The 18,549-nt window shown below is 69.2% G+C and carries 14 protein-coding genes; 4 read left to right on the top strand and 10 right to left on the bottom strand.

What is annotated here, in order from left to right; all coding sequences use genetic code 11:
- The first annotated feature begins 83 nt into the window (after positions 1 to 83).
- From OHA18_RS10830 to OHA18_RS10820, 3 genes are all read left to right on the top strand, one after another.
- On the top strand, positions 84 to 2,630 hold the full coding sequence (locus OHA18_RS10830; protein WP_329003834.1) for an ATP-dependent Clp protease ATP-binding subunit: 2,547 nt from the start codon (positions 84 to 86) through the stop codon (positions 2,628 to 2,630).
- Positions 2,631 to 2,962: 332 nt separating this feature from the next.
- On the top strand, positions 2,963 to 4,945 hold the full coding sequence (locus tag OHA18_RS10825; protein WP_329003833.1) for a kinetoplast-associated-like protein: 1,983 nt from the start codon (positions 2,963 to 2,965) through the stop codon (positions 4,943 to 4,945).
- Between the two features lie 72 nt (positions 4,946 to 5,017).
- The gene (locus tag OHA18_RS10820; protein ID WP_329003832.1) at positions 5,018 to 5,965 is read left to right on the top strand and encodes a DivIVA domain-containing protein; all 948 of its coding nucleotides are present in this window, start codon (positions 5,018 to 5,020) and stop codon (positions 5,963 to 5,965) included.
- Between the two features lie 45 nt (positions 5,966 to 6,010).
- Here the strand turns inward: OHA18_RS10820 and OHA18_RS10815 are convergent, their stop codons facing one another.
- A complete protein-coding gene (locus OHA18_RS10815; protein WP_329003831.1) occupies positions 6,011 to 6,889 on the bottom strand; it encodes an A/G-specific adenine glycosylase in 879 nt (292 codons plus the stop codon).
- Positions 6,890 to 7,053: 164 nt separating this feature from the next.
- Between OHA18_RS10815 and OHA18_RS10810 the strand changes: the two genes are divergently transcribed.
- Positions 7,054 to 7,710: a hypothetical protein gene (locus tag OHA18_RS10810; protein ID WP_329003830.1), complete on the top strand. Its 657-nt coding sequence runs from the start codon at positions 7,054 to 7,056 to the stop codon at positions 7,708 to 7,710.
- On the opposite strand, the gene OHA18_RS10805 is transcribed toward OHA18_RS10810, so the two are convergent.
- From OHA18_RS10805 to OHA18_RS10765, 9 genes are all read right to left on the bottom strand, one after another.
- Positions 7,711 to 9,228 carry a DHA2 family efflux MFS transporter permease subunit gene (locus OHA18_RS10805; protein ID WP_329003829.1) on the bottom strand — a complete coding sequence of 506 codons (1,518 nt, stop codon included), beginning with the start codon at positions 9,226 to 9,228 and terminating at the stop codon, positions 7,711 to 7,713.
- Positions 9,204 to 9,776 (bottom strand): PadR family transcriptional regulator, encoded by a 573-nt coding sequence (locus OHA18_RS10800; protein WP_329003828.1) that lies wholly within the window; start codon positions 9,774 to 9,776, stop codon positions 9,204 to 9,206. The genes OHA18_RS10805 and OHA18_RS10800 overlap by 25 nt, the downstream gene beginning before the upstream one ends.
- Positions 9,777 to 9,897: 121 nt before the next feature.
- The gene (gene disA, locus OHA18_RS10795; protein ID WP_329003827.1) at positions 9,898 to 10,992 is read right to left on the bottom strand and encodes a DNA integrity scanning diadenylate cyclase DisA; all 1,095 of its coding nucleotides are present in this window, start codon (positions 10,990 to 10,992) and stop codon (positions 9,898 to 9,900) included.
- A gap of 180 nt (positions 10,993 to 11,172) precedes the next feature.
- Positions 11,173 to 12,111: a beta-ketoacyl-ACP synthase III gene (locus OHA18_RS10790; RefSeq protein ID WP_329003826.1), complete on the bottom strand. Its 939-nt coding sequence runs from the start codon at positions 12,109 to 12,111 to the stop codon at positions 11,173 to 11,175.
- Between the two features lie 132 nt (positions 12,112 to 12,243).
- Positions 12,244 to 13,644 carry a DNA repair protein RadA gene (gene radA, locus OHA18_RS10785; RefSeq protein WP_329003825.1) on the bottom strand — a complete coding sequence of 467 codons (1,401 nt, stop codon included), beginning with the start codon at positions 13,642 to 13,644 and terminating at the stop codon, positions 12,244 to 12,246.
- A 9-nt stretch (positions 13,645 to 13,653) separates the two neighbouring features.
- Complete coding sequence (locus OHA18_RS10780; RefSeq protein ID WP_329003824.1) at positions 13,654 to 14,952, bottom strand: hypothetical protein; 1,299 nt, start codon at positions 14,950 to 14,952, stop codon at positions 13,654 to 13,656.
- On the bottom strand, positions 14,949 to 16,721 hold the full coding sequence (locus OHA18_RS10775) for an ABC transporter permease (RefSeq protein WP_329003823.1): 1,773 nt from the start codon (positions 16,719 to 16,721) through the stop codon (positions 14,949 to 14,951). The genes OHA18_RS10780 and OHA18_RS10775 overlap by 4 nt, the downstream gene beginning before the upstream one ends.
- Positions 16,721 to 17,971, bottom strand: a complete 1,251-nt coding sequence (locus OHA18_RS10770) for an ABC transporter substrate-binding protein (protein WP_329003822.1) — start codon at positions 17,969 to 17,971, stop codon at positions 16,721 to 16,723. Before OHA18_RS10770 ends, OHA18_RS10775 begins: the two co-directional genes overlap by 1 nt.
- Positions 17,961 to 18,512, bottom strand: a complete 552-nt coding sequence (locus OHA18_RS10765) for a hypothetical protein (RefSeq protein WP_329003821.1) — start codon at positions 18,510 to 18,512, stop codon at positions 17,961 to 17,963. The genes OHA18_RS10770 and OHA18_RS10765 overlap by 11 nt, the downstream gene beginning before the upstream one ends.
- Between the last annotated feature and the right edge of the window lie 37 nt (positions 18,513 to 18,549).

The following is an 18,549-nucleotide window of genomic DNA, read 5'->3' as shown; positions in this document are numbered from 1 at the left end:
TCGGCGCCGGGGACTAGCATGCATGTACGGGGGTCGGCCAACACGGCACGTCCGACTCCTCTGAGGCAAGGAGCGCTTTGGCGATGTTTGAACGATTTACGGACCGCGCCCGTCGGGTAGTCGTCCTGGCTCAGGAAGAGGCCAGGATGCTCAGCCACAACTACATCGGGACCGAGCACATCCTGCTCGGCCTGATCCACGAGGGTGAAGGGGTCGCCGCCAAGGCTCTCGAGAGCCTGGGTATCTCGCTCGAGGCCGTTCGTTCCCAGGTCGAGGAGATCATCGGCCAGGGGCAGCAGGCCCCGAGCGGGCACATCCCGTTCACCCCCCGCGCCAAGAAGGTGCTGGAGCTCTCCCTGCGCGAGGCCCTGCAACTGGGCCACAACTACATCGGCACCGAGCACATCCTGCTCGGCCTCATCCGCGAGGGTGAGGGTGTCGCCGCGCAGGTCCTGGTCAAGCTCGGCGCGGACCTGAACAAGGTCCGGCAGCAGGTCATCCAGCTGCTGAGCGGTTACCAGGGCAAAGAGACGACGGCAGCCGGTGCACCCACCGAGGGTGCGCCCAGCAGCTCCCTGGTGCTCGACCAGTTCGGCCGGAACTACACCCAGTCCGCTCGTGAGGCGAAGCTCGACCCGGTGATCGGGCGCGAGAGCGAGATCGAGCGGGTCATGCAGGTGCTGTCCCGGCGGACCAAGAACAACCCTGTCCTGATCGGTGAGCCGGGTGTCGGCAAGACCGCGATCGTGGAAGGTCTGGCCCAGCAGATCGTCCGCGGTGACGTCCCGGAGACGCTGAAGGACAAGCAGATCTACTCCCTCGACCTGGGCGCCCTGGTAGCCGGTTCGCGCTACCGCGGTGATTTCGAGGAACGCCTGAAGAAGGTGCTCAAGGAGATCCGCACCCGCGGCGACATCGTGCTGTTCATCGACGAGATCCACACCCTCGTCGGGGCCGGTGCGGCCGAGGGCGCGATCGATGCGGCGAGCATCCTGAAGCCGATGCTGGCCCGTGGTGAGCTGCAGACCATCGGCGCCACCACCCTCGACGAGTACCGCAAGTACGTCGAGAAGGACGCCGCTCTCGAGCGCCGGTTCCAGCCGATCCAGGTGGCCGAGCCCTCGATCGCACACACGATCGAGATCCTCAAGGGCCTCCGCGACCGGTACGAGGCGCACCACCGGGTGACCATCACCGATGCCGCGCTGGTGAACGCTGCGCAGATGGCCGACCGGTACATCTCGGACCGGTTCCTGCCGGACAAGGCGATCGACCTGATCGACGAGGCCGGGGCCCGGTTGCGGATCCGCCGGATGACGGCTCCGCCGGACCTGCGCGAGTTCGACGAGAAGATCGCGACCGTTCGCCGGGAGAAGGAGTCGGCGATCGACGCGCAGGACTTCGAGCGCGCCGCGCGGCTGCGCGACGACGAGAAGAAGCTGATCAACGCGAAGTCCGAGCGGGAGAAGCAGTGGAAGGCCGGCGACATGGACGTGGTCGCCGAGGTCGACGAGGAGCTGATCGCCGAGGTGCTCAGCACCGCCACCGGCATCCCGGTCTTCAAGCTGACCGAGGAGGAGTCCTCGCGGCTGCTGGACATGGAGAAGGAGCTGGCCAAGCGGTACGTCGGCCAGGTCGACGCGGTCAAGGCCCTGTCCCGCTCGATCCGGCGTACTCGCGCCGGGCTGAAGGACCCGCGCCGCCCGAGCGGCTCGTTCATCTTCGCCGGCCCGTCCGGTGTCGGTAAGACCGAGCTGTCGAAGGCGCTGACCGAGTTCCTGTTCGGCGACGAGAACGCGCTGATCAGCCTCGACATGTCGGAGTACTCGGAGAAGCACACGGCCTCGCGGCTGTTCGGTTCGCCTCCTGGGTACGTCGGCTACGAAGAGGGTGGCCAGCTGACCGAGAAGGTGCGCCGCAAGCCGTTCAGCGTGGTGCTGTTCGACGAGGTGGAGAAGGCCCACCCGGACATCTTCAACTCGCTGCTGCAGATCCTGGACGAGGGTCGTCTGACCGACGCCCAGGGCCGCGTGGTCGACTTCAAGAACACCGTGATCATCATGACCACGAACCTGGGCACCAAGGACATCGCCCGGGGCAGCCTCGGCTTCTCGCAGGCCAGCGACACCGTCGGGTCCTACGAGAAGATGAAGTCGAAGGTCACCGAGGAGCTCAAGCAGCACTTCCGGCCGGAGTTCCTGAACCGCGTCGACGAGATCGTCGTCTTCCACCAGCACTCGATGGAGGACATCGTCCGGATCGTCGACCTGATGGTGGCCCAGATCGAGCTGCGGCTGAAGGACAAGGACATGGGTATCGAGCTCACGCCGGCGGCGAAGGAACTCGCCGCGAAGCGTGGTTTCGACCCGGTCCTGGGCGCCCGCCCGCTGCGCCGCGCACTGCAGCGCGACGTGGAGGACATCCTGGCCGAGAAGATCCTGTTCGGGGAGCTTCGCCCCGGTCAGATCGTCCTGGTCGACGCGGCGCCGGAAGGCACGGTCAACGAAGACGGCCTGGCGGAGTACTTCACCTTCACCGGGGCCGAGAAGTCCTCGACCTCGGACCTGGAGCTGACCGACCTGACCGCCGGTGGCGGCAACGGTACGGGTTCCGGAGTGCAGGACTCATAACCGACGCAACGCCAGAAGGCCCCGCTTCGGCGGGGCCTTCTGCACGTCCGGGGCCGCACAGTGGTCCAGGCCGGAGTACTGCGCTTCAGTTCTGCGTATCGCTGAGACACGCCTGATTTGCGCGAAGGCTACTGATTGGTCGTATCGTCCTGCGGAGCGTGACCACTTCGATACGGGAGTGGGTCGCGCCCGCCAACGTATCGATGGGAAGATCGCGCAACTGCTGATGAAGCAGTTACCTACCGCCTGTCTACTGCGTTGTTAACCCTGTGAGCACGCTGTTCGGACCCGGACTGTCGGAAAGGGGGCCGGGGATGGAATCATCTCGTCGCATGGACGCTCCGCGTCTGCCCCTGACCCAGGAACCGGTCGCTGACACCGGTTCCTTTGGCGTGCGGCAGGCGGGCGGTGTGCTCGAGCGGGCGCAGCGGATCGCCGACACCCTGCGCGAGCAGGCCGAGCACGAGAACGACCTGGCCCGCGACGAGGCCGGCCGGATCCGCGCCGAGAACGAGCGCCTGCAGGCCGAGGCGGAGGCCGCCGCGCGGAAGCTCCGGACCGACGCGATGTCGGCTGCCCAGCGGGTCCTGAACGACGCTGAGCGGGCTGCCGAGCAGCTCCGCACCGACTCCGAGGCCGAGGCCGAGCGAGTCCGCTCCGAGGCCGAGGAGGCCGCCGACCGGCTGCGAGCCGAGTCCACCGCCGAAGCCGACCGGGTCCGCCGGGAAGCTGCCGCCGCGGCCGACAAACTGACCTCCGAGGCGACCGCGGAAGCCGAGCGGGTCCGCTCCGAGGCCGCTGCCATCGCGGAGCGGTTGAAGACCGGATCGGAGTCCGCCGCCGAGGAGCTCCGGGCCACCGTCGCCGACGAGGTCGCGAAGCGCCGGGCGGACTCGGAGGCAGCGGCCGAGCAGCTGCGGATCGAGAGCCAGGCGACCGCTGACCAGTTGCGGGCCGAGTCGCAGGCCGCGGCGCAGCGCCGGATCGCTTCCGCCGAGAGCGAAGCAGCCCGGGTGAAGGAAGAGGCCGACGAGCTGCTCGAGGAGGCCCGGGAGGCGCGCGAGTCCGCGCAGGCCACCGTCGAGCGAGCCGGCAAGGAAGCACAGCAGCTGGTCGCCGACGCCGGTGACCAGGCTGCGCTGGTGTCACAGGCCGCCGTACGCAACGAGGCCGACCTGATCGCCCGGGCCGAGGCCGAGGCGAGCGAGCTGCGGGCCGCGGTCGAGCGCGAGGTCGAAGTGGCCCGGGAGAAGTCGCGCCGCGAGATCGGCGACGCACACGCCGAGATCGAGCGGCTGCGCGGCGAGAACCGGAACGAGCTGGAGCGGCGTACCGCGGAGCTCGAGGAGACCGAGCGCGCGAAGCTGGCCGCGATCTCGCTGGAGATCGACAAGCTGCGGGCCGAGGCGGTCGCCGAGATCGCCGAGCGCAAGGCCGAGGCCGAGGCCGGCAACGAGCGGCTGATGGCCGACGCGAGGGCCCAGGCGAAGCTGGTCGTCGACTCGATCGAGGCCGACCGGCGGACGGCGTCCGGCGAGGCGCAGCGGATCGTCGAGGACGCGAACAAGGCGGCCGAGGCGGCGCTGGCCGAGGCCGAGAAGCAGACGCTGTGGAGCAAGAAGACCGTCGACGACCTGATCGGCGCCGCGGAGTCCGAGGCGCAGTCGATCCGCGAGCAGGCCGCCGTCGACGCGACCGAGCTGCTCCGGCAGAAGCGGGCGCACCTGCGCCGCGTCGTCGGCCGCTCGACCAGCCGGCTGAAGCAGACCCAGGACGCGATCGCCAAGGAGAACGCCGAGCTGACCGCGCTCGCCGAGACGACGCTGTACTCCGCCGGCGAGCAGGCGGAGTCGACGCTGGCCTCCGCGAAGCAGGAGGCCGAGAAGGTCACCGCCCAGGCACAGGCCCGGGCCGACCGGCTGAAGGGCACGGCCGCGAACGACGCCCGGGAGATCATCGAGCGGGCGAACCGCCGCGAGGCCGAGGCCGAGTCCGCGACCCAGCACCTCCGCGAGCGCGCGGCCAACGATCTGGCCGATGCGCAGCGCCAGTCGCACGAGCTGATCCGCAAGTCCCGCGCGGAAGCTCAGCAGATCGAGGCGCAGGCCCGCGACCATGCCGATACCCTGCGGGCACAGGCCCGAAAACTTCTCGCCGATGCCGAGGCGAGGGTCGCGGCGTTGAACCAGCGCCGTGATGAGATCACCAAGGAGCTCACCCAGCTTTCGGGTGTGATCGAGGCACTCGCTGTACCGGGGTTCCGCCCAGGTGGTGGAATGTCCTCCAGTGAGGGTTCCACGGGGGAATCAGGATGAGGACGTGACAGTCAGATCCTTGTCAGTGACAATGTGTGATCCACCCACCCATCGAAGTGAGCATCGGAAAACATGAGCAGTGAAAGCCCAACCCCGTTCCGTACCGTTCTGCGTGGCTACGAGCCTGCCCAGGTGGACCAGCACATCCGTGAGCTGACCACCTCGCTGACTGCCCTGCAGCAGCAGTCCGAGCAGCTGCAGCGTCATGTACAGGAGCTGCAGTCCCGCACGGACGCGGCGGAAGCGGCCGTCATCTCCGCCCAGGAGGACTCCAAGGACCGCACGCCCACCTTCACCGAGTTCGGTGAGCGCGTCGCGAAGATCCTGTCGCTGGCCGACGACGAGGCCCGTGATCTGGTGACCCGCGCCCGCACCGACGCGGAGGCGATCGTCGCCGACGGTGAGGCGCACGCGAAGAAGGTCCGCAAGGAGGCCGAGCAGTACTCCCTGGACTGGAAGAGCGAGGTCGACGCCGAGGCCGCCCGCATCCTCGAGGAAGCGCGCACCCAGGCAGACGACATGCGCGACGAGGCGGAGCGCGACGCGACCGCCCGCCGCAGTGAGGCCCAGGCGCTGTACGAGCAGGAGCGGGCCAAGTCCGCTCAGGCCGCGGCTGCCTTCGAGACCACCCTGGCCGAGCGCCGGGGCAAGGTCGAGCAGGAGTTCGCCGCCCGGACCGCACTGGCCGAGCAGCAGCTGGCCGCCGTCACCGACCGCGCCGCGCAGGTGCAGCGCGAGGCCGACCGGTCGCGTTCCGAGGCCGAGCGGTTGTCCCAGCAGCAGCTGGCCGACGCCAACCGGCAGGCCCAGGAGATCGTCGCCGCCGCGAAGGACAAGTCCGAGCGGATCCGCGCCGAGTCCGAGCGCGAGCTGGCCGCCGCGACCCAGCGTCGCGACAGCATCAACGCGCAGCTGACCAACGTTCGTCAGATGCTGGCGACGCTGTCCGGCAGCCCGGCGATGCCGCTCGACCTGCTGGCCGACGACGAAGAAGAAGCCGCCGGCAGCAAGAAGAACTGAAGCAGGATCTAAGAGGCCGGCTCGAGTCGTCGAGCCGGCCTCTTGCTATTCAGGTAGTCGATAACGACTGCGGGCGAGCGGTTCGACCAAGCCGTCGGCCACCAGTCCGTCCAGGGCGCGCTCGCGTTGGGTCGCGTCCGGCCATGACGCGTCCAGTTTGTCCTTGGACACCGGCGCCGACGCGGCACGCAGTACGGCGAGGAGGCGGCCGCGCGCTTGGCGGTCGGTGCCTTCGTACGTCTGGCCGCGGCGAGGCGGACCGTCGTACGGCGGACTGCCGGCGCGGACCCATGCGCACTGGGAGCGGATCGGGCAGTCGGCACAGCGCGGCGTACGCGCGGTGCAGATGAGGGCGCCGAGCTCCATCGAGGCAACGGCCCAGCGGGCAGCGACTGCTTCGTCAGGTGGGAGGGCGCTGACAGCCAGGCGCTGATCTGCGGCAGTGGGGGAGATGGTCGGCTGGGCGACGCCGGTCAGGGCGCGTGCCAGGACCCGGCGGACGTTGGTATCGACGACGGCATGACGTTGCCCGAAGGCGAACGATGCGATCGCGGCGGCCGTGTACGTCCCTACGCCGGGCAGTGCGAGCAGTGCGGCATGGTCGTCCGGCACCTCGCCGCCGTGGCGCTCCACAATCGCCTGAGCCGCCGCGTGCAGCCGCAGAGCGCGCCGTGGGTACCCGAGCCGGTCCCAGGCCCTTACAGCCTCACCAGGAGCCTCTGCTGCCAGGTCCACCGGCTTCGGCCACCGCTCCAGCCACGTCCGGTACGCCGGCAGCACCCGGTTCACCGGTGTCTGCTGCAGCATGAACTCACTGACCATCACCGCCCACGCCCCGGCATCCGGCTCCCGCCACGGCAACACGCGAGCGTTGGCGTCGTACCACCGCAGCACCGTGTCATGGAGAGCAGTGGCCGCGGTCATGGGGCCTCCCGGCCTGGACTGAGGAGCGGAGGGAGCGAAGCGACCGGAGCGACGAGGGAAGGCCGGGAGTTACAGCCCCATGACCCGCCGCGACGGAGTCGCGGCCAAATGCACAGCGGCGAGCCTGAGTGGTCCAGCACAGTGCCGATATTAGAGTGCGCTTCATGAGCAGCCTGCTCCGTCCGGTCGGGCACCTGCCCGCCAGCGTGTACTGGTTCCGCCGGGGACTGGTGCTCGCGGTCGTAGTCGTGCTGGTCTTCCTGATCTCCCGGCTCTTCTCCGGCAGCGGCGACGCGCAGAACACCGCCGCGACCGATCCGCAGCCGAACCCGTCCGGCGCGCCACCGGCCTCCGCCCCGAGCACCGGGACGACACCGGGGCCGACCAGAACGCCGACGCCCACGCCGAAGCCGACCAAGACCACGCCGCCCGCGGACCAGACCTGCAAGGGCTCCGACGTCCAGATCGACGCCCTACCGGGCAACCGGAAGATCGTCTCCGGCTCGATGCTGAACTTCGTGGTCCAGCTGAGCCCTGCGAGCGACGAGTGCAAGGCCACGATCAGCAACGACAAGCTGACCGTGACCGTCACGTCCGGCAACGACCTGATCTGGAGCACCACGCAGTGCGCGAAGGTGATCCAGAGCGCCACGCTGGTCGTTGCCAAGGGCAAGCAGGCGGCCGTCACGGTGTCCTGGAACGGGCACCGGTCCGGGCCTGGCTGTCTTCCGGGTCAACCGGTCGCCAAGCCCGGAACCTACGTCGTCAAAGCCGAGTACGACGGCCACCTGTCGAGCGCCCAAGCCTTCCAGGTGGTGTGATCAGCCGGCCTCGACCGGCTCTGTCGCGGTGGACGGCTTCTTCTGCAGGTGCGACGGCGCGACGAACAGCAGGGCGGCAACCAATCCGATCAGCAGCACGGCGGCCGGCAACATCAGCGACTGTGCCATCGAGTCGCTGAACCCCTGCCGTACGACCTCCGGCAGCTTGCCGCCGGCGAACCCCTCGGTTGCCGCAGCCCCGCCGCCCGGCATAGCCGGCAGGTTGTGCACCAGCCGCGACTCCATCAGTACGGCGATGCTCGCACTGCCCAGCACCGCACCGACCTGACGCGTCGTGTTGTAGACGCCCGCGCCGGCGCCGGCCTGGCGCATCGGCAGGTTCCGCGTCGCGGTGGTGCCGAGCGGCGCCCACATGAAGCCGTTCGCGACACCGAGCAGCGCGATCGGCAGCAGCAGTTGCCAGATCGCCACGTCGGGCTCGATCACCTGGCTCATCCAGAACAACGACACCGAGCAGCACAGCAGCCCGAACCCGGCGATGAACCGCGGCGGTGTCCGGTCGACCAGCCGGCCGACGAACGGCGCCAGCGCACCGGAGATCACGGCCATCGGCACCAGCAGCAGCGCCGACCTGGTCGGCGACAGTCCGCGGACGGCCTGCGCGTACAGCATCAGCGGGAACGCCATCGCGGTGATCGCGAACCCGACCGTGGTGATCGCGACGTTGGCCAGCGAGAAGTTGCGATCCTTGAACAGGCTCAGTGGCAGCAACGGCTCGCCGCGGTTGCGGGACTGCCAGACGACGAAGACCGCGAGTACGACGATGCCGGAGATGATCAGGCCCCACACCGAGATCGGGCCCTTGATCTGTCCCCAGTCGTACTTCTGGCCCTCCTGGATGCCGAACACCAGCAGGAACAGGCCGACCGCGCTCAGCACGACACCGATCAGGTCGAACTTGTGCTGGTGCGTCGGCAGGTCCGGGACCAGCCGCATCGCGAGCACGAAACCGACCACGCCGACCGGCGCGTTGATGAAGAAGATCCACTGCCAGCCGAGTCCGTCGACGAGCACGCCGCCGAGGATCGGGCCGACCAGCGTCGCCACGCCGGCGGTCGCGCCCCACAGGCTCATCGCCCGGCCGCGCTGGTCCGCCGGGAAGATCCGGGTGATGACGGCCATCGTCTGCGGCGTCATCATCGAGGCGCCGAGACCCTGGAACACCCGGGCCACGATCAGCATCTCGATCGAGTTGGTCAGCCCGCACCACACCGACGCGAGCGTGAACAACGCCAGCCCGGTCAGGTAGATCTTCTTCGGGCCGATCCGGTCACCGAGGCGGCCGGTGATCAGCAGCGGCACGGCGTACGCGAGCAGGTAGGCGCTCGTCACCCAGACCACGGTGCCGACGTCCGACCCGAGGTCCTCGAGGATCGCGGGCGTCGCGACCGAGACGATGGTCGAGTCGACCAGGATCATGAAGAAGCCGAGCACCAGCGCCCACAGTGCGGGCCACGGCCGCACCTCGGGCCTCACTGCGTCTTGTGGGGTTGCCATTCCAGGTCCTTGCTCTCGATACGTTCGATGGTGGAGGTGAGCCAGTCGCGTTCTGCCGCGACCTGTGCGCGGACAAAACTGCCGGCCATCCAGTACGGCTCGGGCACGTCGCGGGCCTGCGCTCCGGCGACGGCCTTGTCCAGATCGGCCAGCCAGAAGTCCAGGTCCTCGATCCGGCGACGGAACCGCAGTACGGCGTCGTCGGCGTCGAGGTTGTGCGCCTCGGCCAGGAACACCGGGAAGATCGGGTACTCGTAGGCGAAGGTCTCGAGACCGCTCTCGACCCGGCGGACCAGCGCCTCGCTGCCGGCCGGGGTGATCTCGTACGTCGTCCGCTCGGGGCGGTTCCCGGCGCGCTCGGTACCGGTCGCCCGGACGTATTCCTGTCCGGCCAGCCGCTCGACGGTGTGGTACAGCGAGCCGGGCCGGACCTTGACGATCCGGTGGTTGTGCCGGCTGACGAGCAGTTGGTACATCTCGTAGGCGTGCATCGGCTTCTCCTCGAGCAACGCCAGCACCGAGATCGCCAGCGGGGTGAGGTCGGCCATGATCCTCCAGGTGGATTGTTCCGCGCCAAATGTTCCATGTGGAGTATTAGTCGATCCGCCCGGAAATGCAAGACGCCTCCGGTTCTTTCACGAACCGGAGGCGCCTAGTGACTTTCAGTGGTCAGACGTAGCGTTCCAGGATGCTGGACTCGGCCAGCCGGGACAGGCCCTCGCGGACCGTGCGGGCCCGGTTCTCGCCGACGCCCTCGACCGTCTGCAGGTCGTCGATGCTTGCCGCGAGCAACTTCTGCAGGTGGCCGAAGTGCTCGATCAGCCGATCGATGACCGCACCCGGCAGTCGCGGCACCTTGGCCAGCAGGCGGTAGCCGCGCGGCGTGACCGCGGCGTCGAGCTGCTCGGCGCCACCGAGCTGCAGCGCCCGGGCGACCTGGCCGATGTCGAGCAGGTCCGTCGGGCTGACCGCGTCCAGCTCGAGCAGTACGTCGTCGGCCGTCTTGGCGCGACGCCCCGTGGCCGGCGGGAGGTAGTCGCGGACGACCAGCTCGCGTTCGCCGGCGACTCCGGCGACGAGCTCGTTGAGCTGGAGGGTGAGCAACCGGCCGTCGGTGCCGAGCTCGACGACGTACCCGTCGATCTCGGTGGCGATGCGGCGGACCATCTCCAGCCGCTGCGCGACCGCGGCCACGTCCCGGGCCGTGACCAGGTCCTCGATCTCGAGCGCGGACAGGGTGCCGGACACCTCGTCGAGGCGCAGCTTGTACCGCTCGAGGGTGGCCAGGGCCTGGTTCGCGCGGGACAGGATCGCGCCGGAGTCCTCGAGCACGTACCGCTGGTCGTCGACGTACAGCGCGATGATGTGCATCGACTGCGACACCGAGATCACCGGGAACCCGGTCTGCCGCGCGACCCGGTCGGCGGTCCGGTGCCGGGTGCCGGTCTCCTGGGTGACGATCGCCGGGTCCGGCATCAGGTGTACGGCGGCGCGGATCAGCCGGGTCGCCTCGCGGTCGAGGACGATCGCGCCGTCCATCTTGCTGAGCTCGCGCAACCCGGTCGCGGTGAACTCGACGTCGATCTCGAAGCCGCCGGTGGAGATCGCGTCCACGGCCTTGTCGTGACCGAGCACGAGTAGTGCGCCGGTCCGCCCGCGCAGGATCCGCTCCAGGCCTTCGCGCAGTTCGGTGCCGGGCGCCACTGCCGCGAGCGTTGCGCGCAGCCGGGCGCCGGTGCTGTTCTTGTCCGTGTTCGGTGCCACGGAACCTGAGTCTATGCGGTTACGCGGACGCAGTTGCGCCGATATCTGCCGCTGCACCGGCTGCACGCGGCGCGGGACCGCCCGCAGGTGCGGTTGCGCGTGCACTCGCTCGTGCATCCGGACCGTGCAGTGCCGATTTCTCGCGTAATAGAGCGCCGCCGGAGTACGACGCCTGTCGCGTCAGGGGCAGCGGATGACCTGGCCGGCGTACGACAGACCGCCGCCGAATCCGAACAGCAGCACCGGCGCGCCGGACGGGATCTCGCGCTTCTCGACCAGTTTCGACAACGCGATCGGGATGCTCGCGGCCGAGGTGTTGCCGGACTCGACGACGTCCTTGGCGACCACCGCGTTGACCGCGCCGAGCCGCTTCGCGAGCGGCTCGATGATGCGCAGGTTGGCCTGGTGCAGGACGACGCCACCGAGGTCCTCGGGCTTCAGGCCGGCCTTCTCGCACACCTGCTTGGCGATCTCCGGCAGCTGCGTGGTGGCCCAGCGGAAGACGCTCAGACCTTCCTGTGCGAACGGGCCGTCGCGGCCCTCGATCCGGACCGCGTCCGACATCTCCGGCACCGAACCCCACACCACCGGACCGACCTCGGGCTCGTCGCTCGCGACCAGCACGGCCGCGCCGGCGCCGTCACCGATCAGCACGCAGGTGGTGCGGTCGGTCCAGTCCGTCCAGTCGCTGAGCTTCTCCACGCCGATGACCAGGGCCTTGGTGGCGGCGCCGGCGCGGATGGCCTGGTCGGCGGTCGCCAGCGCGTAGGCGAAGCCCGAGCACGCGGTGTTCAGGTCGATCGCGGCCGGGTTGCCGAGGCCGAGGCGCGCGGCGACCCGGGCGGCCATGTTCGGTGACCGGTCGATCGCCGTACAGGTCGCGACCACGACGTAGTCGATCTCCGCGACATCGATCCCCGCGTTCGCGACGGCCTTGTCGGCGGCCCGCCAGGCCATCTCGTCGACCTGCTCGTCGGGGGCCGCGATCCGGCGCTCCCGGATGCCGACCCGGCTCTGGATCCACTCGTCGTTGGTCTCGACCATGGTGGCGAGCTCGTCGTTGGTGAGCACCCGTTCCGGCTGGTAGTGGCCGAGCGCGACAACTCTTGATCCGGTCATCAGGTGCTCCTGCAGTCATCCGGCGGGTACCAAGGTTCGGCTCTGAACCCGGCGTGGGGGCGCACCCAGAGTACGTTCCCGACCGCGAATCTGTTGATCCCCCCGTCCGGCCTGTGGCCGGGAACACAGCAGTCAGGCCAGGCCCGCGGCCATCAGTGCGGAGGGCAGATCCGGGGCCGCGAAGGTACGCAGGCCGTACTTCTTCTGGATGTCCATCGGCTTGAGGTCCTTGCTCCGGTTCGGGATGTCGGCCGGGACGATCGCCTTGGTGAATCCGAGCCGGGCCGCCTCCGCAAGCCGTTTCTCCAGCCCGCCGACCCGCCGGACCTCGCCGGCCAGGCCGACCTCGCCGATCGCGATCAGGCCGGGGTGGATCGGCTTGTCCATCACCGACGACGCGACCGCGATCGCCACTGCCAGGTCCGCGACCGGCTCGGTGATCTTCACGCCGCCGACGGTCGCGACGTACACCTCTTGGTCGGTCAGCTTCAGGCCGGCCCGATTCCCGAGCACGGCGAGCACCATCGCGACCCGCGACGACTCCAGCCCGGACGTGGTCCGGCGCGGCTGCGGGGCAGCGGACGGACCGACCAGAGCCTGTACTTCGGCCAGCAGCGGGCGCCGGCCCTCCATCATCACCGTCACGCACGTCCCGGCGACCGGCTCGGCGTGCTCGGAGACGAACAGGCCGGTCGGGTCGGTCACCTCGACGATGCCGGTGTCGACCATGTCGAAACAGCCGACCTCGTCCGACGGGCCGAACCGGTTCTTGGTCGCGCGCACCATCCGGAAACCGGAGTGCCGGTCACCGTCGAACGCGAGCACCACGTCGACGAGGTGCTCGAGCATCCGCGGACCGGCGATCGCGCCGTCCTTGGTCACGTGGCCGACCAGCACGACCGCGATGTGCCGCTCCTTCGCGAGCCGGACCAAGGCACCGGTCACCTCGCGGACCTGCGTCACCCCACCGGGTGCGCCGTCGACCTCCGGGTGGGCCATCGTCTGCACCGAGTCGATCACCAGGAACGTCGGCTCGACCGCGTCGACCTGACCGACCACTGCGCCCAGATCGGTCTCGGCAGCGAGGAACAGCTCGTCGACGAGCGCGTCGGTCCGTCCCGCGCGGAGCCGCACCTGGGCGGCCGACTCCTCGCCCGACACGTACAAGGTGCGCTGGCCGCCGCGGGCCGACTGCGCCGCGACCTCCAGCAGCAGGGTGGACTTGCCGACGCCCGGCTCACCCGCGAGCAGGATCACCGCGCCCGGCACGACGCCGCCGCCGAGCACCCGGTCGAGCTCACCGATGCCGGTCGGGCGGGACTCGGCCTCGATCGCGGACACCTTCGCGATCGGCATCGCCGGCGACGACACCGGACCCGCCGTGATCCGCGCGGCCTTCGGCGCGCCGACCTCGGCGACCGTGCCCCAGGCCTGGCACTCGCCACATCGCCCGATCCAGCGCGCCGAGGTCCATCCACACTCCGAGCACGCGTACGCCGACTTGCCCTTCGCCTGTGTCGCCGCCTTCGCCATGGGATCAACCTATGGGGTACGTCCGACAAAACCTCTCAACGACCGAAGGCGCCGCTTCAACCAACCGACCGTGCGGTGCGGCGGATCGTCCGCGACGACCGGTAGATCCGACGTCTGCCGCGCCGCGTCGAGGTACTTGGTGAGGATCTCGCTGTCCGACGTCCGCAACTCCGCACTCTGTTCGAGCAGTTCGAGCGCGGTGTTCAGGCGACCGGCGGCGACCTCCGCGGAGCCGAGGTGCTGCAGGCAGCGGGCTTGGCCTTCGCGTTCGTCGATCTCGGCGTACAGGTGGGCGGCGTGCTCCCATCGGCCGGCGGCCTCGTGCCGATTCCGTTGCATCCACGCGGCGACGCCCATGAGCTCGAGGGCGTGTGCCTGGCCGCTCAGATCACCGGCGGCTGTTGCCCGGGCGACGGCTGGTCGCAGTTGGTCCAGCGCGCCCTCGGCGTCCTGCTGGTACAGGTGGACGACGGCGAGGTTGACGGCGATCGCCACGTCGGCCGCGAGGTCGGGGCCGGGACGTTTGAGCCGCGCGTCGTCGAGCCGGTCGCGTGCGTTCAGGACTGCTTCGTCGCGGTCGTTCCCGGCCGGTGAGCGGTCCGCGCGGGTCAGGGAGAGCAGAGCCCTTTCGACCTGTCGTCGCGTCGTCAGCGCGGCCGTGGTCCGGCTGTGGGTCGCGATGTTGTCGGAGATGCCCAGCCGGGTGCTGGCCGTGTCCAGGTCACCCAGCATCCGGTACGCCGTTGCCGCGCGCGCCGCAGCGAGCTCGGCGAGGTCACGCCGACCGCACACCTCGGCCGCAGCGCTCAGCAGGTCGCTCAGCTGCAGCAGGGCATCCGCATCGGCACGTCGTACGTACCAGGGCTCGAGGGCGTCGCAGATGCGGGCGAAGTCGTCGATCGTGTCGACATGTGGCTTCTCGGCCATCAGCAGTTCGCGGAGCCACTCTTCGTTCATCGCATACCACTCGGCGGCCGCCATGCCACCGGCGTGGGAGCCGAGCGCGATCATCCACTGCTCGGCCTCCTCTGCGGTCGCATGCAGTTCCGGAGCGCTGTCGCCGCTGTGCTGCCAGGAGCGCCGGATCGCCGGGCCGTACTGGATGATCGTGATCGCTCCGAGCAGCACGGTCACGCCGAGGCCGATCCACTGCACCCAGCCGCCGCTGTCGAGGCTCTGGTTCAGCATCTCCGACGCGAGCCCGGTGAGCAGCGCAGAGGCCACGGTGCCGATGATGAAGCGGAATCCGCGGCTCTGATAGGGCGACTCGGGCTTCTCCGGTGGCCTCTCGTCTTCCTGTTCGCTCATGGCCGGCTTCCTGTCGTGAGCCCGCGCACCACGGTCCGCCAGAACGACAGCATGAGAACGGCGGGCACGACCGATGCGACCACGGCCGCAGCGGCGACCGGTCCGCTCGATGCGGAGAACTGTCGCGCCTCACCCCACAGCACCAGCGACAACGGCGTCGTACCCGGGCCGCTGATCAGGAACCCGACGATGAAGTCGTTCCACACCAGTGTGAACTCCAGCACTGCAACGGCGATCAGCGCGGGACGGTACGTCCGCTGCACAGTCGCCAGTACGGCGCTCTGCCGCACTGGGCCCTGCAATGCCTCAGACACCAACGCAGGTGGGGCAGACGCAAAGGCGGATCGCAGCAACAGCACAGCGAACGGGAGACCAGCAGCCGCATGCACCAGCGCCAGTGCGATCCGGGACCCGGCCAGTCCGGCCGCGTCGATCGCGTCCCGCAGCGGAGCGGCGTACATCTGCACGGGCGTCACCGCGAGTACTACGAAAACAGCCATCACTGCGCGCCCGACGCGCACGGGCAGACCGCCCCACGCGACCAGATAGGCCGTCGGTACGGCGATCACGAGCAGCACGGCCGTTGCAGCGCTGGCGATGATCAGTGTGGACAGCAGGGCCCGGAACAACCCGACATTCGCCGCTGCAGCGAACGACGAGAACCCGAGTCCCGACGCGGACCACCAGCCGTGCACACCGGCCTCCGCAGGCGAGTGCAGGCCGGTGATGACGAGTACTACCGCCGGGAAGATCCACACCAGCGCTACTGCGAGCCCGATGAGCCAACCGAACCGTCGTACGGAACGTCGAGGCTTCGGCCGCCCCAGTGATGGATCCGGCCGTACTACGGTCACCGGCATCGCCCACCGACGGCGGCGCAGCCCACGTACGCCGATCAGCCCCACTGCCGCGACGATCGCGAACAGTACGACGCCGAGCGCCGCCGTACGGCCTGTGTCGTCACCAGTGGTCGTCGCCCGCCACCAGTTCAACCCGAGTACGTCGGCGGACTGCTGCATCGACCCTGGTACGACGATCAGCACCAGGTCGAAGACCCGCACCGCCGCGATCACCACTGTCAGCGTGACCACGCCGGCGATCGGGCGCAGCAGCGGGATCTCCAACGCACGCATGCGCCGCCAACCCCGAACACCTTCGGCTGTGATGGTCCTGGTCACGTCGTCCGGTATCGCATCCAGACCGGCGCGGAACAGCGACACGACGTACCCCAGCCAGGTCCAGCCGAACGCGGACACCAGCACCAGCCAGAACAGACCAGGTCCGAGCCACACCGGACTCGACCCGAACAGCCGCGTCCAGACCGCTGTGACCGTCCCGCGTTCCGGAGTCGGATCGAAGAGCAGGCGGAACGTCGCACCGGACACCAGCACCGACACAGCGAACGGAATCACCAGCGCTGGTTGCAGGAATGTCGTCACCGCAGGCAGCCGATAACTCAACAGGGCAAGGAAGAAGCCGACCACGACGATCCCGAAGGCGACCAGCACCCAGAGCAGACTGTTGCCTACAGCACGCAATGCGCCCTGGTCGGTCATCACCCCGAAGTTGCCGAAGCCGAACCCGCCCGGCGTCCGGAACGCCGCCACCACGGTCACTCCGATCGGTACCAGCAGCAGACAGCTGAGCAGCAACGCCGGCAACCCCAGCAGGTACGGTCCGGCCGGTCGGCGTGGTTTGCCGGGGACCGGACGACCGGTGATCTCGCGGCCGACTACTTCGAGGGACAAGCCGTTGGTCTGCAGCCCCATCAGCTCTCCTCCACCTTGCGCATCTCGTCGATCGCGGCGTCCACGGCCTGCGGTACGGCGGTGGCGTCGCGACCGCCGACAGCGATCAGGAAGTCGGTCAGCACTCGCCACAGCCCGTTGATGTCCCCGATCCGACCGAGCCGGTCGGACAGGTCGAACTGGAGCTGCTCCCCGGGCTTGGTCAGCTGCAGGGCGAGCCGAGTGAGCTCGGGCGTGTACCCAGAGACCCGTCCGTCGACCAGAAACCCGCCCTCCTTGATCCAGGGATCCGGAGCGGTCGGTGCGGACAGGCGCCGTACCAGATCGCGCGCGTCGTCCCCGCTCGGCTTCGGCAGCACCATCACGTCGCCACCGACAACCACAGGTGCTGCGGCTCCTGGAGCCATCGGCGGGAACGTGAACAGCCCGATGTCATCGGGATCTGCGGCAAACGACCGGACGACGGGCTCAGCGAAATCGGACGCCAGCACCATGGCCGCTCTGCGATGCCCGAACACCTCTATCAACGCATCCGGGAACTGCTGGACGAGTGACTCCTTCACTCCGCCTGCCAGCACCCCAGGCGCCGACCACATGGTCCCCAGCAACCGCAGCGCGGCTGCGAACTGCGGCTGCTGCGACGGACGCGGACTGGTCGCTGTCGCGAGGCTCTTATAGACACTGGGTGCGATGCCGAGCAGAACATTCTCCAGGAAGTCGGTGAGCACCCAGCCGTCACCTGCGGCCAGCGACAGCGGCGTGACGCCCGCCTGCGTCAGCGTCCGGTTCATCGTCAGCCACTCCGACCACAGCCGAGGCGGTTGTACGCCGGCCTGCTGGAACACCGAGGGCCGGTACCAGACCGCGGACTTGTGGGCGGTCTTGAAGGGCACGCCGTACGTCGTCCCGTCGTGGGTCAGGAGCTCGTTCCACAGACGCGCACGTCCGAGCGGGGCCAGGTCGTCGGGGATCGGGTCCAGGTCGTCGAGGTGACGCGGGACCAGACCTGGTTGCGGGAGCATGACGATGTCGGGCCGGCGAGTAGAGCGGGCGCCGAAGGCAGTGGAGATGTCGTCGCCGAGCGGGACGACCTCGACCGGGTAGTCCAGTGCGCCCAAACCGTCGAGGACCTTGTGGAACGCGCGCAGCTCCTGCCCGCTCCAGCTGACGGCCACCCGGACCGCACGCCGCAGTCCCAGCACGTCGCTGGAGCAGCCGGCGAGCAGGAGCGCGGTCGCCGTACCAAGGAACGCCCGGCGGCTACTCGGCATCGGCGAATCCCGTCGTACGCGACGCACTGGTCGTGATGAGGAGCAGGGCGGCTGATGCGAGGTCAGGGTTGGGGCGGATCGACAGGAGCGAGCCCCACGTGGGTAGACCGGTGGCGTCCTCCAGCACGATCGCCCGTGGATAGGCGCCGAGCGCCCGGGCCACACCGGCGAGCCGGCGACGACCTGGTGTGATCTCGTGCGGGTAGCGGTCCTGGACGTCTTCCAGACCGCAGCCGATGACCTTGACCAGGCTCTCGTCCCGAGCGGCCTGCTGGGTGACCTGATGCGTGGTGCGGAGGCCGTGCATCACATTGCCGAGCACAGTCAGGTGGGGGAGCAGTCCGCCTTCCGCCGGCACCAGCCGGACCGGTCCGCCGGCCAGCACGAGCGCACCGGATGGCGGGTCCTCCAGTCCGGTCAGGACGTCCGCCAGCCGACGACGGTCGGCGGCCTGCGGTACGACGATCGCGCGCTGCTCGCCTACATCGATCCGGAACCGCTCCGGCAGCCCCGGTACGCGTTCGAGCAGCAGACCGTCCATCCGTGGCTGGCGCCTCCCCAGAAAATGCCTGTCGAGT

Origin of the sequence: Kribbella sp. NBC_00709, from assembly GCF_036226565.1 — a bacterium.
Taxonomy (GTDB): Bacteria; Actinomycetota; Actinomycetes; order Propionibacteriales; family Kribbellaceae; genus Kribbella.
Note: the sequence above shows the minus strand (reverse complement) of the source record. Positions and strands in the feature narration are given on the sequence as shown.